We start from the raw sequence: 15648 nt of genomic DNA on the forward strand, positions 1-15648 counted from the left end.
CGTCATTGCGAGCGTAGCGAAGCAATCCAGGGCAGTATCAAATCGCTCTGGATTGCTTCGCTACGCTCGCAATGACGAGCAGGGGCCGGGCCGACCTTTCCTCGCGAGACGCGGGTATCTCTCCTAGAGGGCCGATCGACCCGGCTTTCCCGGACCGGCGCTCGGCCGATCCGGGTGATCCTTCTCAGTACTTCAGCGATAGCCGCAGGCCGACCTGTCGGCGGTTGGGCAGCTGCACGATGAAGCTGCGCGCGTAATTGGTCGGGTTCACGTATGCGCGGGCGGATTGCACCGCCTTGTCGTCCAGCAGGTTGTTCACATAGAGCGAGGCGCGGATGCCGGGGCGGCGCAGGCCGACCTGTACGTCCACCGTGGTCTTCGAGCCGGTCTCCGCCAGGTTCGCCTCGGTGGCGTACGTGGTGCTGCGGTAGCTGACGTCGCCCTGCAGGAACAGGGTGCCCACGTCCTCCAGTTCGATGTTGTGGATCACGCCCGCATTGCCGGTCCAGTCGGGACTGCCCGCGAGCTGGTCCTTGCCGTCGGTCGTGATCCCGGCATTGCGCACGCGGGTATCCACGTAGTCGAGGATGCGGATCGGCGCGTAGCCGAGGCCGCCGTAGACTTCCCAGCCGGGGTTCGGCTGGAAGTGGAAGTCCATCTCGGCGCCGGTGCCGCGCGCCTTGCCGCCGTTGAGCGTGATGCCCACCGGATAGCCGTTGACGGTGACTTGCGAGTTGACCTGGATGTCCGACCATTCGAGGTGGAAGACCGAGGCGTTGAAGGTCAGCTTGCGATCGAACCAGGCGGTCTTGAAGCCCGCTTCGTAGCTCCACATCTGCTCTTCATCATAGGCGATGTATTCGTCCGGCACGGCGCTGAAGCCGGTGCCCGCCGCGTTGTTGAAGCCACCCGGCTTGTTGCCCTTGGCGACGCTGGCGTAGAGCATGTGGTCGGGCGTCGCCTGCCATTCGACGATGGTGCGCGGCAGCCAGTTCCTGAACGTCGCGCCGAAGGAACCTGCGGTCGTCGCCGCGCGCGGCTGAGAGGTTTCGAAGATCTTGTCCTGCGAATAGCGCAGCTCCTGCGACACCGTCAGCCCGGGCGTGATCTCGTAGCTGAGCGAGCCGAACACGCCGTAGGTCTTCGTATCGCGCGTGAGCACGTTGGGCGTCGGGGCCAGCACACTGGACGAGCCTTGCGCGGCGGTCGGGGAGTAGTCGTCGCTGGAGTAGTTTTCTTTGCGGAAGTAGCCGCCGATCAGCCACTTGAACGGACCGGTGCCCGATGACTGCAGGCGCAGTTCCTGGCTGAAATCCTCGACATGGACGTCCAGCGCGCTGCGGAAGTTGCCGAGCAGAGTCGAGCCCGAAATCAGGTCGGGATTGGCGGTGAAGTCGGAGTCCACGTCCTGAAGCTGATGGCTGCGGTTGTAGGCGGAGATCGACGAGAATGCGGCGCCGCCGAAGTCGTAGTTGAAGTGCGCGGCGGCGCGGTAATACTTGAGGTCGATGTTGCCGTAATCGGCGGCGTTGCTGCCCAGCTTGTCGGGATCGCCCTTCAGCGTGCCGACATACCAGCGCTGGCTGGCGAGCGTGCCGGTCTGGGTGTTGGTCGCCACCTGATGCCAGGCGGGCTGGCCGATGTGTTCGTCGCTGTAGGCGAGGCGGACGTAGAGTTCGGCCTGCTTCTCGGCACCGAACTGGGCGCGGATGCCGCCGATCACGGCGGTGCTGTCCGAATTGCCCATGTCGTCGCCGGTATTGGCATCGTCATAGAAGCCGTCGAAGCTGCGGCGCTGCGCGGCGAGCGAGAACGCCAGGCCATCCGCGACCGGGCCGCTGACGCGGCTTTCCACGCGGTATAGGCCGTATTCCGCGATCTCGCCGCCGAACTCGGCCTCGATCTTGTCGAGGTTGGGGCGGCGCGAGACGTAGTTGATCGCGCCCGCCAGCACGCCGCGCCCGAACTGGGTGCTCTGCGGGCCGCGAACGACTTCGATGCGCTCGACGTCGAAGGACTGCAGGCTGATGCCGCCCGCGTTGCCGGTGTCGACGCCGTCGATGAACAGGCCGACCGAGGCGTTGCTGCCGGTGCGCGGCGCGCCGATGCCGCGGATCACCGGGACACCGCCGAACATGCCGAGGTTGTTGGAGAAGGTAAAGTTCGGCGTGCGCTTGGCGATGTCCTCGAGGTCGGAGATATCGTAGCGTGCGATCATGTCCTGGTCGAAGGCGGCGACCGAGATCGGCACCTCCTGCAGCGTTTCCTTTTCCTTGCGCGCGGTGACGACGATGTCCTCGACTTGCGCATGGGCCGCGCCTGGGACGAGCGCGGCGAGCGATACTCCTGCGGCTAGCAGGATCCTGGCATTCATCATGGTACTTCCCCCTTGGTGCTGAACCTTGTTCCGTCTGCGTCGTTTTCTGGCCGGGTTCTGGCGCCCGGCGCGTGTGTCTTTCCGCCGCCCTTGCGGACGGTCGGAAATTCGGTCTGTCGGTCGGCTTCAGATGCGGTCGAGGATTTCGAGCGCGGCGCGCTCTCCGGTTTCCATCGCCGATTCCATGCCCACTTCCATCAGGCGCGTATGCTCGCCCGCGAAGTGCATCCGGGCGTGCTGCTGGGCCATTGTCGGGCGGAAGGCCTTCATCTGGCCCGGATGATAGCCGTGGCGGCAGCCGTGGATCAGCGGGTCGAGCTTCCACGAGAAGACGCCGAGCACTTCCAGCTTGCCCTTGGTCGAGGGCCGCATCCGCGCCAGTTCGGAGAGGACATATTCGCCGCGCTCCTTGGCCGGGATGCGGTCGAGCGCGTCGCCCTTGACGCCGCTGGTGATGGCGACGGCGCTGTCGCGCGAGCCGTCGGGCGCGATCGACTGGCGCAGCAGGCTGACCGGGCCGTCGGTCCACATCGAGCCCTCGATGCCGTCCTGCTCCCAGTAAGGCGCCTTGACGCGCAGCCAGACCTGGTTCTGGCCGCTGTAGGGCATGAGCTTGACTGCGTCCGCCTGCCCGCCGGTGAGCGCAGGCGTGACCGCGACCTTGCGCAGTGCGGTGAAGGGCAGGGCAGAGACCACGTAGTCCGCCTTGTAGCTGGAGCCGTCGCCGCACGTGACCGTCGCGCCGGTGTCCGTCATGTCGATGGCGGTGACCTGCTTGCCGGTCAGCACCGCGCCCTTGAGGGCATCGGCCATGGCGTCGGCCAGGCGCGAGGACCCGCCGAGGATGCGGTAGGACAGGAACGAGGCCTGCTGGAACCGGTCCTGCTTGGCCGAGGTCGGCACGCCGTTCCCCTCGAACTTGGCGCGGCCCATTTCCTGCATGAGCGTCAGCGCGGAAATCGCATCGAGATCGCCGTCGCCATAGCCGCGCGCGACGAGGTCGAGCGCGGCGGGCGATGCGCCCACGCGGCGCAGGTAGTCGGCCTCGGAAACGTCGTAGTTCGCCAGAGCCTCGGGTGAGGCCCAGCCGTCCATCGTGTTCCACGGGTAGGTCTTGGCGAGGTAGTAGCTGCCGAGCGCGAAAGGCACGACGCCGCGCTCCGCGCCGATCGTCCTGTTCAGCGGGTGGTTCTCCCACTGTCCCGGTCGGATCAACTGCCCGTCGAGGGAGATCGCATAGTTGTCGTAGATGTTGGAGCCTTGTGCCAGCTTCACCCCCAGCGCCTCGCAGCGGTCGAGGACGCGGGCGTAGGAACGGCCGATCTGTGATGCGCCGTGCTCGGGATGGCCTTCGATCTCGGTCGAGGTGAAGACGCGGCCGCCGATGCGCCTCCCGGCTTCGAGCACCGTCACACGGCAGCCATTTTCGGCGAGTAGCAGCGCCGCATTGAGCCCGGCGAGACCGGCGCCGATGACCACCACGTCGGTCTTCTCGGCGGCGAAGGCCATGCGGGGCAAGTAGGCGGCGGCCGCAGCCACCATGCCGGTGGCGAGCAGGGTCCGACGGGAAAGTTCGCGTGTCAAAGGGGGCCTCCCTGGCCAGTGTCATGGGACGGTGTTCTGGCAGGCAGGGTGATCGGCCGGGCGGGCGCCGTGCAATCAAGCGTTCCCGGCAGGCGATCAAAATTCCTGAACGCCATTGATGCGCGGACGGGCCTTCACGAACGTCATTCGTGTTGCACGAACGGAGTCGAGGCCCGCAAATCCACGGGATCGGCCGTTTCTGCAGTGAGGCAGCGATACGGGGATTCGGCATGGCAGGTCACCGCATGTTCACGAGGGGTTTCTGGCTTTCGGACGAGCCGCTGCTGCTCGGCCTCAATCCGCGCCAGCTCTGCGTCCACTTCATCGGGGTGCCGGTGTTCCTCGGCTTCGTCGCCGGATGGCCTCAAGCGGGGCGCACGGTCGCCTGGCCCAAGGAACATGCGATCGCGTTCTGGATCGGCCTGTCGATGTGCGGCTGGTGGGCGAACGACATCGTTACCCGCGCGCTGGCGAGGCCGCTGCGCGGCGCGGGGATGCCGCTCTGGGCGACGCTGATGGTCGGGGTGGTGGTGGCTTCGCTGCCGTCCGACATGGCGCTCAAGCTATGGGTTCACGCCTATCTCGGCATGTTCCCGGACTTGCCGATGACGCGTCCGATGCCGCAGATCCGGCTGGATGCGGTGCTGTTCTTCAAGACGCACATCTACGGCTATATCGAGTGGCCGCTGATCAACCTGATGCTCTTCCACTTCTGGAAGATGCCCTGCTACGGCTACCGGCCGAGCATCGAGACAGGCCACGCACCCAGCAGCGTCGAGAGCGTGCTGCCGTTCATGACGAAAGTGCCGGTGACCCTGCGCGGCGAAGTGCTCGCGCTCTCGGCCGAGCAGCATTACCTGCGCGTCCACACCAGCGCGGGCAATGCGCTGATCCTCTATCGCCTGTCGCAGGCGGTCAGCGAACTGGGCGGGAGGGGCCTGCAGGTCCACCGCAGCTTCTGGGTAGCCTCGGGCGCGGTGGTCCGGGTGGCAGGCAGTGCAGGCGCACCCCGGCTGGTGCTGCGGGACGGGCTGGAAGTGCCGGTCAGCCGGTCGTTTCGCCAGACGGTGCAGCAGGCAGGCTTCCTGCAGGCTGCACCATCAGGGCTCGTTCCTTCAGGGGCGTTCTGACGCCTCGAACGTGCGGTAGGGGCCGAGCAGGAGTAGCGCACCGGCGCAGGTCAGCAAGGCTATCGCCGAACAGCTCAGTGACAGGACATAGCTGCCGTTGACGTCGAAATCGTGCCCGAACACCGGCGCGGCGAACCCGGCGCCGATCGCGAAGGGGATGTAGAGCCAGCCATAGATCGTGCCGTAGTGCTTCATCCCGAAATAGCGGGCGACGATGAAGGCGATGAAATCGTACTCGATGCCCAGCGCGAAGCCGATCAGGAAGATCGAGATGCCTGCCGCCTGCGGGTCGATGGTCCCGCCCATGAGGCTCCAGTAGGACAGGCCGGGCAGCGCGAGCAGGATGGTGCCGATCATCGGCGCCCAGAAGCGGTCGAGCAGCCAGCCGCCGACGAGCCGTCCGATGATCGCGGACAGGCCGATGAGCGGCGTGAGCGAGGCGATCGTGCCGCTATCCAGCTTCCCGGCGCGCAGGATGCCTTCCATGTTGGGGACCGCACCGCCGAGCGCGAAGGAGATCGGCACCAGCGCCACGGCCAGCAGCCAGAAGCGCCAGTCGCGCACCGCCTGCGCGGTCGTCATGCCGCCCATCGGGACGGGGGCGGCGGCGGGTTCATCCACGCGGGATTTGGGCGCGCGGAACCAGATGAAGGCGGCGGGCAGGGCCAGCACCAGCGGCAGCAGGCCGAGCCCGACGAAGGCGCCGCGCCAGCCCCACTGTTCGATCAGCCAGCGCACATAGGGCTTGGCGAAGATGCCGAACAGCCCCGAGCCCATCATGGCAAGGCCGAGGGCAAGGCCCTTGTTGCGCTGGAAGTGCTCGTTGACGAGGCGGGTCCAGGTGATCGGCAGCGTTCCCGCGCCGCCCAGCGCGATGAAGCCCCAGGTGAGGTAGAAGCCGAGGATCGACCCGGAGGACAACGCCAGCGACAGCACGCCGAGGCCGAACAATACCACAGAGCACAGCGCGACGCCTCGCGCGCCGAACCGGTTGGTGAGCGCCCCGGTCAGCGGCGCGGAAAGCACGACGGTGAGGGTCGTGACGGACATGACGCCCATGACCTCCGCGATCGACCACCCGAAGGCGGCTGAAAGCTGGGGGGCCAGCATCCCCAGGGTGTAGACCGGCATGGGGGAAAGGCCGAGGCCGACACCAAGGGTGGCGGCCAGCACGATCTTCCATCCCCGGGCGAATTCGCCGTCGCGGGCGTCGGCCGCCGGCCTCACCGCCTCGCTCACTTCGTCGCGGTCTTGAGCCAGGCGATCAGGGCGGCGCGATCTTCCGGCTTGGCGATGCCGGGGAAAGCCATGGTGGTGCCGGGAACCAGCTTGCTCGGCCGTTCAAGCCAGGCGTTGAGCGACTTGTCGTCCCACTTGACGCTGCTCTTGGTCAGAGCAGGCGAATAGCGGAAGCCGGGGCGGCTCGCAGCCTTCTTGCCGATGAAACCGTTAAGGTTGGGGCCGACCTTGTTGGGCTGGCCCGCTGCCGTCGAGTGGCAGGCCTGGCAGCGCATGAACAGGCGCTTGCCCGCCTGTGCATTCGCCGTCTGGGCCGAGGCGGGGGCTACGGCCACGAACAGGCTCATGGTCATGGCCAGACCTGTAAGCGGAAGAGTTGCGGCCAGGCCGCGAAGCGCTTTCATCTCTCGTGTACCTCATAAAATCACTACCCGCGCATGATCCATATAGCTGATCACTGTGTGGGTCGGATGGTTCGCCGATATTCTATCCGCCTGCCGATGAACCAAATGCGAAGGCCGCCCGCGATGCGGACGGCCTTCGCGGTTTCCGTTTGAAAATTCGCTGCAGGCGAATTTCTCGGCACCGGCCTTGTATTCCGGGCTCTTGGCATAGGCGAGGGCGGCTTCCTCGGTCTCGAAGCGCGAGACGACCACGCGCTCGTCGGGATTGACGTCGCCTTCGAGCACTTCGCTCACCTTGCCGCGCACGAGGTATTCGCCGCCGTGCTTTTCGCTGAGACCGGCGATGGCCTTGACGTAGGCGCCGAACTTCTCGGCGTCGGTGATGACCACGGTTGCTACGATATATGCTGCCACGTCGATTCCTTAGCTTTGGTGTGGGTTACTTCTTGTCGGAGGGCGGCGCGCCCGTTTGCCGGCCGGTGAGGCGGGCGCTGACGCACTGCTCGGCAGGTACGCCTTCAGGGCACGGATTGAGCTTGGGCTGGAAGCTGTTTTCTTTGGGCAACCGCACCGTGAGGATGCGCACCGGCTCGGTGCCGATTGTGCGCGAGGTGTGGCCGCGCCCGGTCACGTCGTCGGCGAGCACGATGTCGCCTTTGGACAGTACGTGCTTCGATCCGTCGCCGAAGCCGACTTCCAGCTGGCCCGACAGGACGATCAGGAAGCGCGGCGTCGATACGCCGTGATAATCGATGAAGTCTCCGGGCAGCGCGTCGCCGATCTCCACGTCGGTGGCGTAGAGGCGGGTCTGGACGCTCTTGCCGGGGACGCCGCCGGTGCGCGGCAGGTCCTTGATCTCGAGGTGAGATTCGCCGTCGTCGCCGCCGTACATGTGAAGCACGCGGAACGCCTCGGCCCCCGGCGATAGCGGCGAGACCGGCGACGGTGTGGGGGCGGGGCGGTCGGCGGCGGAACAGGCGCCCGAGAGGAACGCTGCTGCAAGGATGGGGATGAAGCGCTTCATGACGGTCCTCAGACGGGCTGGGTTTCGGAGAGGCCGACGCGGGCGTCGTGCTCGGCGGCTAGGCGGCGCAGCGTGGGGATCAGGTCCCGGCCATGCAGGGCGATGTCGCCGTAGAGATCGAAGCCGCGCATCAGGAAGCCGGTGATGCCCATCGCGTAATAGTCCATCATCGCATCGGCGACCTGCTCGGCGGTGCCCACCAGCGCGGGCGGCAGCATCGGCGTCGAGAAGCTGACTGACGCCTTGGTGATCCCGGTCCACAGCCGCTTGTCGAGCAGGTCCTTGCCGCCCGCGATCGCCTCAAGTTCCTCGCGGCCCGAACCGCCCTTAGTGGTGGCCAGCTTGGGATCGAGCCGCATGCCGGTGCTCAGCGCCTCGTCGCTGCCGGCGATCTTGCGCTGCTGTTCGAGCGCGGTTTCGCGCAGCGCCTCGACGACGTCGGCGGCGGCCCTCCACGCGGCGTCCTCAGTCTCGCCGACGATCACGCGCACCGAAGTCTGGATGCGGACAGGGCGGCCGGTACGCGCCCAGGCATCGCGGATCTGCGCGACGGTGCTCGCCATCTGGTCGAGCGGCTTGAGGCCACCGATGGCATAGACGTCGGCGACCTCGGCGCCCTTCTCCAGCGCGAGCGGGGAGGACCCGCCCCAGTACACCGGGATCGCGCCGCCGCCCACTGGCTTGAGTTCCGACAAGGCTTTGTTGAACCGGTAGTAGGTGCCGTTATGGTCCACCGGGGTGCCGCTGGACCACACCTTGCGCATGATTTCGACGTATTCGGCGCTGCGGTGGTAGCGTTCTTCCTTGGTGTGGAAGTCTCCGTCGCACTCCAGTTCGGTGTCGTTGGCGCCGGTGATGACGTGGACCCCGGCGCGGCCGCCGCTGAGGTTGTCGAGCGTCGCGAACATCCGCGCGGCCATGGTCGGCGCGATGAATCCGGGGCGGTGGGCGACCATGAAGGCCAGCTTTTCCGTCACTGCCGCCGCATAGTTGGCGATCGCGAAAGGATCGGGCGCGAAGGAGTTCTGCAGGATCAGGACGCGGTCGAAGTCGTTCTCGTCGAAGGCGCGGGCCATCTTCTCGATCATGTCGACGTCGAACGCGGGACCGCCGCCGCGGCTGATCTCCGATGCGTTGCGGTGGAGCAGGACTCCAAGGATTTCTAGCGACATGGGACGGCTCCGTAAGGGCGGTGCGCGGCAGCGGCGCCCTGTTTCGGCACCGGTCACACTGGGCGCGGCCGCAAGGTGGGTGAACCCATGCCGTGCCATCCCCTCGCAGGGCGGATAATCCAAATTATCTATTACTCTTCTTTATAGGCTTGATCGATCGTCCGCCTCCACGCCACGAAGGAGGCAGCAATGAACATCGCCAAACTCGAGCGTATGATCGCGGTCTACGAGTCCGGCAGCTTTCGCAAGGCCGCGAAATTGTTCGGAATGTCGCAGCCCGCCTTGACCTGGAGCATCCGCCAGCTCGAGGAAAGCCTCAACCTTTCGCTGTTCATTCGCGGCCCGCGCGGCATCAAGCCGACCGAGGCGTGCGAACGCCTGATCGTGCGCGCCCGCCTGATCGTCAGCGAGCAGAACCGCCTGCTGGCCGAAGTCGAGCGCAGCAGCCGCGCCCAGATCATCGAGCTGGGTGTGCACCCGGTGATGGTGAATGCGCAGTTCTCCCGCATCGTCGCGAAGTTCCGCGAGACCGACCCCGACGTCGCCCTGCGCATCGTCGAGGGCTACAGTTCCGAACTGCATGAGCGGCTGCGGCAGGGCGAGATCGACCTCGCCTTTTGCGCCAACGCAAACGTCGATCCGGAGGACGAGGAGTTCGACTTCGATCTTTTGGTCCGCCAGTTCTACTCGGTCTTCGCGCGACCCGATCACCGCATTTTCGACGAGATCGCTTCCGGTCAGCCGCTCGCCCCGCATGACTGGGCGCAAGTCGCGGTGCCCAATCTTGCGCCCGATCAGGACGAGGCCAAGGGCCTGCTCGCCATGCTCCAGCATCTGGGCATGACGCCTGCCAAGGCGGCGGTTCGCTCCAGTTCGATCAGCCTGATCCGCTCGCTCGTGCTCGACGGCGGGTTGCTGGGCATGCTGCCGGACGACCTCGTCGCGGCCGAGCTGGAGGCCGGGACGCTTTGCCGCGTACCCGACACGCGGGTAGAGGCGCCCGCCCTGGGCCTGCTCAGCGTGCATGGCAGCTACAAGAGCGCATCGGTGCGGCGGTTCGCGTCGCAACTGCGCCAGTCGTACCGGAGCGATCGCGCCCTGACCGCGACAGTATAAGGAAACTCTATCGCCTGCCGAGATTTGTAAGCTTTTCAACCCGCTTTCGTCCGATCAGGTTGAAGGGGTCGTGACGGATCGGCGAGGCCTTCCGAATCCCGGCTCCATCTCCTCTTCAGACAAGAGAACGAGCGGACGTGAAGCCTCTATTCCGAATCCTGACGGCCATTACCGGCCTTGCCTCAGCCGCGCCTCTCATGGCGCAAGTACCATCCGCCCCCGACTACGCCCGCGCATCCAGCTGGGCGGCTGACGGCAGGAACGAGGGCGCCGCCGCGGCGGTCGCGCCCGGATCGACGGCGCGGCAGAACCTGCCGGTCGACGTGTTCTACATCCACCCGACCACCGATCGCTCGATGGATCGCTACAACCAGCCGGTGCCGGACAAGGCGACCAACGCTTGGACCGACGGCAGCGTGATCGCGCGGCAGGGCGGGGTGTTCAACGGCTGCTGCCGTGTCTTCGCCCCGCGCTATCGCCAGGCGACCAGCGGCGCGCAGAAGGAAGGCGGCAAGATCCGCGAGGATGCCTTCGCGCTCGCTTATGGCGACGTGAAGCGCGCGTTCCGCTACTACCTCGACCACTACAACAAGGGCCACCCCTTCATCCTCGTGGGCCACAGCCAGGGCGCCGCGCATCTCGAGCGGCTGCTGGACGAGGAGATCGACGGCAAGCCGCTCGCCGCGCGCATGGTGGCGGCCTATGACGTTGGCATCACCTTCCCGGCGTCGAAGTATGATCGACCGAGCTCGAAGCTGAAGATGTGCGACAAGCCCGACAGCATCGGCTGCGTGGTGCACTGGAGCTCGATCCTGCCGAGCGCCGACCTTGCGAAAACGGCGTCCTTCGCGGAAGCCTACAACCGCACGGTGCTGCCGCAGGGCGCCGATCCGACGATCCTGTGCATCAATCCGCTGACCTTCGATCGCTCGCAGCCCGCCGCCCTGCGCGATGCCGCGAAGGGTGCCGTTCCCGGCGCGCCTGACGAGAGCGCCATCAAGGCCATCGTTCCCCACGCCGTCTCCGCGAAGTGCGAGCGCGGGCTGCTAGTGGTCGATCCCGATCCCGCGCTTGGCCTCAAGCCGCTGCCGGGAGACAGCATGCATTATCACGACCTCGGCCTTTTCTACGAGGACGTGCGTCAGAACGCGATCCTGCGCGCCCGCGCATGGCTTGCGGCCCATCCCCGGCCGTCAACACCCCGGCCCTCCGCAAATTGAGAAGAGAAAGACGATGAACAAGGAACCTCTCAATCCCGTCACGCAGCAGGACATCGACGATTACGCCCGTGACGGCGTGGTCTGCCTGCGCCAGATGTTCGACGCCGAATGGATCGCGAAGATGCAGGACGCGGCGCGCGCGGTTGAGAGCGATCCCGAGGCTTACGGCCAGACCGGCCCCTCGCACGGGGCGATGATCTCGGTCGCGCACTTGTGGCGCAAGCCCGGCCCGTTCCGCGACTTCGTCTTCAACTCGCCCGCAGGCGAGATCGTCGGCCGGGTGATCGGCGCGGACAACGTGCAGATGTTCCACGATCACCTGTTCCGCAAGCCGCCGCTCTCGCCCTCGATCATGCAGTGGCACGCCGACCACCTCTGGCCCTTCACCGGCACGATGATCCCGAACCTGTGGGTCGCGCTTTCGCCGGTGAACAGGGAGAACGGCCAGATCGAGTTCGTCGCGGGCTATCACAAGTTCTGCATCGAAACCGGATCGCGCTTCGGCCCGGCGGGTGACGGCACCTTCCGCTTCCCCGACTTCCAGGCCGAGCGGGACAATCCGGACTTCCCGTTCCGCTTCGTCACCTGGGATCTGGAGCCGGGCGACGCGGTGCTGTTCCACGTCGACATCCCGCACTATTCCAAGGGCAACGATTCCGACACCCTCGCGCGCACCGGCCTTGCCATGCGCATGATCGGCGACGACAGCTACTGGTGCCCGCGCGAGGGTCTGACCCCGGTGCCGGGCGTCGACGTCCTCGCCCAGCCCGAGGGCGTCCACCCCGCCCCCAGCGAGAACCTGCCGCTGATCTGGCAGCGTCCCGACAGCGAGCCGCGCGCTTTCGCCCCCGCTCGCCGCGAAGCCGCCTGAGGAGATCGCCCGCGATGACGACGCACAGCAAGCGCGATTTCCTCGCCGGTGGCGGCATGTTGATGGCGATGATGGGCTTGTCCCATTACGCCGATGCGGCCGAGGCTCCCGCAGCGGTCAAGCCGCTGCCGGGACAGGGCTTCCCGATGGAATTCAAGGGCACCGGCGATCCGATGCCGTGGATCAAGCGGGTGTTCCACCTCTACTCCGGCCCGGACGGCCTCACCCGCGCCGAACAGCTCGACGTGGTGGAGCCGCGCGGGCAGGAAATCGCCACGCTGCTGCGCCGCACGGCCTTTCGCGTGACCCTTGGCGGTTCGCAGCCCAATGCGGGCTTCGGCTTCCATGTCGCCAACAACCCGACCCTGCTGATCCCGCTGTTCGGCTCCATGATCATCGGTCTGCACGACGGAACCGAGTACGAACTGAAGCACGGCGACCTCGCTTATGCAGAGGATTGCACGGGGGAGGGGCACATCTCGAAGTCCGGCCCGGAAGGCTCGTTCATGGTCGCGGTCCAGCTGCCCAGGGAAGGCTGCCCCAAGGTCGGCAGCTCGGACATGACCAGCGTGTGGACCGACCAGTGACGGCATCATGCAGGTCAAGACCATCCACGGAGGTGCCGGAATGAAGAAAAGCGCGTACATCGGATGGGCGATCGGCTCGTTCACTTCCGCCGCGCTGGTGAGCGCCGTAGGGCTGCTGCACCTGCGGTTCATGACGGACTCGCTCGGCCTCGCCATCGCGCTGGCCGGGATGCTGACCGTCGCGGCGAAGATCTACGATGCGATGACCGATCCGCTGATGGGCTACATCGGCGACCGTACCCGCACGCGCTTCGGCCAGTTCCGGCCCTACCTGCTAGGCGGTGGGTTGCTGGCAGGCCTGTCGATGATCCTGCTCTTCAATGTGCCGGGCGGGCTGCAGGGTGACAACATGTGGCTCTACGTGGGCTTCACGCTGCTGCTCTACTCGACCGCCTACACCATGTTCCGCATCCCCTACCTTGCGATCGGGCGCGCGATCACGGACGATTTCCACGCCCGTTCGCGGCTGATGACCTTCAGCGTCTATGGCTCGTCGCTCGGTAGCTTCGCGGCGACCTCGGCGGCGCCGTTCCTGCTGGCGCGGCTGGGGAGCGACCGCGCGGGGCACGGCCATGTCGCGCTGGTGCTGGGCATTGCCATCGCGCTCGGCGGGATCGCCGCGTTCCTGCTGCTCAAGGAGCGCCACCCGGTAGAGGCGGAGAAGAAGCCCACCGGATCGTTCGCGGCGACATGGGCGGCGCTGTGGTCCAACAAGCCGTTCCTGTGCCTGATGGGCTTCAAGCTGGTGCTGTTCTCCGGCCTTGCCGTCCACATCACCGCGATCCCCTACTACACCCGCCACGTCCTGCACGTCACCGACACCGCGCTTGGCACGATCTTCGCGGTGCAGACGGCGATGATGGTGATCTCGCAGATGCTGTGGGTCCGCATGGCCAGCCGTTTCGGGCGCCGCAACGCGCTGGTGAGCGCAGGCAGCCTGTGCGCGGTGGCCTACACCGTCTGGGCACTGATCCCGGCGGGTTCGCCCTTTCCACTCATCTACATCGCCTGCGCCTTGTCCGGCACGGCGAGCGGCGGGGTGTTCCTCGGCCTCTACACCGTGCTGACCGACACCATGGACTATTCCCGCCGCATCCAGGGCGAGAACCGCGCAGGCATGCTCGCGGGCGTTTTCGTCATGGTGGAGAAGGGCACGTCGGCCTTCGGCATCTTCCTGTTCAGCACGATCATGAGCTGGACCGGCTTCGTCTCCTCCACCAGCGCCGGGGCGGAGGAGCAGCCCGCGAGCGTCAAAACCGGCATCATGGTCACCGTCTCGCTGGTGCCCGCGCTCGCCGCCGTGATCGCCAGCATCATCATGCTGCGTTATCGCCTGCCGGAGACAGCCGAGGATGCGGTTGAGCCGCCCGCCTCGACGTTGCAGCCAGTCGGAGTACAGTCCAACTGACGCAACAAGAGCTTCCCCGAGTCATGACGCGTAAATCCCTGCCCCGCACGCCCAACCGGCTCGACGCCATCGACGGCAGCCGACCGATGGACGAGCAACTGCTGGCGATGATCGTCGGCCTGACTTCGGAAGTGACCGTGCTGCGCGCCCGCCTCGACGCCGCCGAGCGGCTTCTGGCCGTCTCGGGCACGTTGCCCGCGGGCGCTGTCGATGCCTTCGAGCCCGATGCGGAGGCCGCCGCGCAGCGTGAAGGTCTGCGCAAGGCCACGCTCGACAAGGTCTTCCGCCCCTTGCGCGAAGCCGCCGAGGCGGAACTGACCGCAATGAACGCCCCTGCCGAGGAGACCCTGCCGTGAGCGAACAGATGTCCGAACGCCGTGCCCAGCTCGACCACCCGCTGATCGCGGTGCCGAGCCATGACGAACTGGCCGAGCAGCTGTTCGTGCGCGATCTCAAGCTCTACGTCATGACCCGGATCGAGCCGGTGCAGGCCCGCATCGCCGCCGCCGAGCAGAAGGCCAGCGCCGGTGCCAACAACACCGCCGCCGCCTTGCGCGAACGCATGGGGCAGCACGAGAGCTTCTCGACCTGGCTCTCGCTCAAGCGGGAATCGCAGCGCCAGCTGTGGTCCAGCGTTGCCGCCAGCGTCGAGCGGCAGGCGGGCGACCTCGAAGACCTCGCCGCGATCGAGGCACCGCTGGGTTCGGTGCGCACCGATCCGGATTTCGCCGTGCCCGACTATATCCGGCGGGGCGACATCCACCTGATGCCGGGCGGCAATGCCCATGACGACGGCTCGATCCTGCAGGGCGCGATGATGGATCGCGGTGGTGCGGTCTACATGCTCGGCCGCAACGGCGGCATGCTCAACGACCTGCGCGGGCAGACCGCGATGGCGCACGTCCTCACCCGCTTCCCGGACCTGAATCCGGCGCGCATCCTCGACATGGGCTGCGGCATCGGCACCAGCACCGTGCCTGCCGCGACCTGCTTCCCGGATGCGGAAGTCCACGGCATCGATGTCGGCGCATCGATGCTGCGCTACGCCCATGCCCGCGCCGAGCACCTGGGCGCAGGCGTGCACTTCTCGCAGCAAAGCGCGGAGAAGACCGACTTTGCCGACGGCAGCTTCGACCTCGTGTTCAGCTGTGTGATGTTCCACGAGACCTCGCAGGCCGCGACGATGGCGATCATCGCCGAAAGTCGCCGCCTGCTGCGTCCGGGCGGCGTCGCGGTCCACCTCGAGGTGCCGCTGCTGCACGACAATTCCGATGCCTGGGTCGAACTGTCAGGCGAACTGGAAGCGCAGTACAACAACGAGCCGAACTGGCGCGGTGCGCTCAGCGCGGACTATCGCTCGCTGTTCGAGGCGGCCGGGTTCTCCTCGGTAGAGACCGGCTATCAGGCGACCAGCCCGGCGGCGCGCAGCGGTCCGTTCCGGTACGGGCCGGAGAGCGAAGGCGTGTTCCGTTCGTGGTTCGTCGCTTCCGGAGTGGCCTGAAGCAGGGCCTGAACC

The 15648-nt window shown here is 66.6% G+C and carries 15 protein-coding genes; 8 read left to right on the forward strand and 7 right to left on the reverse strand.

The window, feature by feature from the left end:
• Positions 1-184 precede the first annotated feature (184 nt).
• Together BES08_RS22090 and BES08_RS22095 are read right to left on the reverse strand one after the other, a co-directional pair.
• On the reverse strand, positions 185-2377 hold the full coding sequence (locus BES08_RS22090) for a TonB-dependent receptor (protein ID WP_069709456.1): 2193 nt from the start codon (positions 2375-2377) through the stop codon (positions 185-187).
• Positions 2378-2503: 126 nt separating this feature from the next.
• Entirely contained in the window at positions 2504-3961 is a 1458-nt protein-coding gene (locus BES08_RS22095) for a flavin monoamine oxidase family protein (RefSeq protein WP_155986311.1), read from the reverse strand.
• A gap of 230 nt (positions 3962-4191) precedes the next feature.
• Between BES08_RS22095 and BES08_RS22100 the strand changes: the two genes are divergently transcribed.
• Positions 4192-5091, forward strand: coding sequence for a LytTR family DNA-binding domain-containing protein (locus BES08_RS22100; RefSeq protein WP_081799074.1), 900 nt, complete (start codon positions 4192-4194; stop codon positions 5089-5091).
• Here BES08_RS22100 and BES08_RS22105 read toward each other — a convergent pair.
• From BES08_RS22105 to BES08_RS22125, 5 genes are read right to left on the reverse strand one after another with little or no spacing between them, the layout of a single operon-like run.
• Positions 5077-6330 (reverse strand): MFS transporter, encoded by a 1254-nt coding sequence (locus tag BES08_RS22105; RefSeq protein ID WP_051586942.1) that lies wholly within the window; start codon positions 6328-6330, stop codon positions 5077-5079. The genes BES08_RS22100 and BES08_RS22105 overlap by 15 nt on opposite strands.
• Positions 6327-6734 (reverse strand): c-type cytochrome, encoded by a 408-nt coding sequence (locus BES08_RS22110; RefSeq protein ID WP_155986309.1) that lies wholly within the window; start codon positions 6732-6734, stop codon positions 6327-6329. The genes BES08_RS22105 and BES08_RS22110 overlap by 4 nt, the downstream gene beginning before the upstream one ends.
• 12 nt (positions 6735-6746) lie before the next feature.
• Positions 6747-7148 (reverse strand): DUF1330 domain-containing protein, encoded by a 402-nt coding sequence (locus tag BES08_RS22115; RefSeq protein ID WP_268957468.1) that lies wholly within the window; start codon positions 7146-7148, stop codon positions 6747-6749.
• Between the two features lie 25 nt (positions 7149-7173).
• Complete coding sequence (locus BES08_RS22120; RefSeq protein ID WP_036527013.1) at positions 7174-7758, reverse strand: cupin domain-containing protein; 585 nt, start codon at positions 7756-7758, stop codon at positions 7174-7176.
• A gap of 8 nt (positions 7759-7766) precedes the next feature.
• Positions 7767-8930 carry an LLM class flavin-dependent oxidoreductase gene (locus BES08_RS22125; protein ID WP_036527011.1) on the reverse strand — a complete coding sequence of 388 codons (1164 nt, stop codon included), beginning with the start codon at positions 8928-8930 and terminating at the stop codon, positions 7767-7769.
• Positions 8931-9119: 189 nt separating this feature from the next.
• Between BES08_RS22125 and BES08_RS22130 the strand changes: the two genes are divergently transcribed.
• The 7 genes from BES08_RS22130 to BES08_RS22160 all read left to right on the forward strand — a co-directional run bounded on the left by BES08_RS22130 (position 9120) and on the right by BES08_RS22160 (position 15633).
• On the forward strand, positions 9120-10046 hold the full coding sequence (locus tag BES08_RS22130) for a LysR family transcriptional regulator (protein WP_051586940.1): 927 nt from the start codon (positions 9120-9122) through the stop codon (positions 10044-10046).
• A gap of 137 nt (positions 10047-10183) precedes the next feature.
• Entirely contained in the window at positions 10184-11266 is a 1083-nt protein-coding gene (locus BES08_RS22135; protein ID WP_155986307.1) for a DUF3089 domain-containing protein, read from the forward strand.
• Between the two features lie 13 nt (positions 11267-11279).
• Positions 11280-12137 (forward strand): phytanoyl-CoA dioxygenase family protein, encoded by an 858-nt coding sequence (locus tag BES08_RS22140; protein ID WP_036527010.1) that lies wholly within the window; start codon positions 11280-11282, stop codon positions 12135-12137.
• Positions 12138-12151: 14 nt separating this feature from the next.
• A complete protein-coding gene (locus tag BES08_RS22145; RefSeq protein ID WP_036527008.1) occupies positions 12152-12724 on the forward strand; it encodes a cupin domain-containing protein in 573 nt (190 codons plus the stop codon).
• 40 nt (positions 12725-12764) lie between these two features.
• Positions 12765-14132, forward strand: coding sequence for an MFS transporter (locus BES08_RS22150; protein ID WP_162177398.1), 1368 nt, complete (start codon positions 12765-12767; stop codon positions 14130-14132).
• A 23-nt stretch (positions 14133-14155) separates the two neighbouring features.
• Entirely contained in the window at positions 14156-14488 is a 333-nt protein-coding gene (locus BES08_RS22155; protein WP_036527005.1) for a hypothetical protein, read from the forward strand.
• Positions 14485-15633, forward strand: coding sequence for a class I SAM-dependent methyltransferase (locus BES08_RS22160; protein ID WP_051586938.1), 1149 nt, complete (start codon positions 14485-14487; stop codon positions 15631-15633). The genes BES08_RS22155 and BES08_RS22160 overlap by 4 nt, the downstream gene beginning before the upstream one ends.
• Positions 15634-15648: the final 15 nt, after the last annotated feature.

The organism is Novosphingobium resinovorum (assembly GCF_001742225.1).
In the GTDB taxonomy this organism is placed as follows: Bacteria; Pseudomonadota; Alphaproteobacteria; order Sphingomonadales; family Sphingomonadaceae; genus Novosphingobium; species Novosphingobium resinovorum_A.

Excerpts from the sequence above, each read along its gene's own strand:
- BES08_RS22090 (WP_069709456.1), bottom strand. The coding sequence starts at position 2,377 with ATGATGAATGCCAGGATCCTGCTAGCCGCAGGAGTATCGCTCGCCGCG.
- BES08_RS22100 (WP_081799074.1), top strand. The coding sequence starts at position 4,192 with ATGGCAGGTCACCGCATGTTCACGAGGGGTTTCTGGCTTTCGGACGAG.
- BES08_RS22110 (WP_155986309.1), bottom strand. The coding sequence starts at position 6,734 with ATGAAAGCGCTTCGCGGCCTGGCCGCAACTCTTCCGCTTACAGGTCTG.
- BES08_RS22120 (WP_036527013.1), bottom strand. The coding sequence starts at position 7,758 with ATGAAGCGCTTCATCCCCATCCTTGCAGCAGCGTTCCTCTCGGGCGCC.
- BES08_RS22125 (WP_036527011.1), bottom strand. The coding sequence starts at position 8,930 with ATGTCGCTAGAAATCCTTGGAGTCCTGCTCCACCGCAACGCATCGGAG.
- BES08_RS22130 (WP_051586940.1), top strand. The coding sequence starts at position 9,120 with ATGAACATCGCCAAACTCGAGCGTATGATCGCGGTCTACGAGTCCGGC.
- BES08_RS22140 (WP_036527010.1), top strand. The coding sequence starts at position 11,280 with ATGAACAAGGAACCTCTCAATCCCGTCACGCAGCAGGACATCGACGAT.
- BES08_RS22145 (WP_036527008.1), top strand. The coding sequence starts at position 12,152 with ATGACGACGCACAGCAAGCGCGATTTCCTCGCCGGTGGCGGCATGTTG.
- BES08_RS22150 (WP_162177398.1), top strand. The coding sequence starts at position 12,765 with ATGAAGAAAAGCGCGTACATCGGATGGGCGATCGGCTCGTTCACTTCC.
- BES08_RS22155 (WP_036527005.1), top strand. The coding sequence starts at position 14,156 with ATGACGCGTAAATCCCTGCCCCGCACGCCCAACCGGCTCGACGCCATC.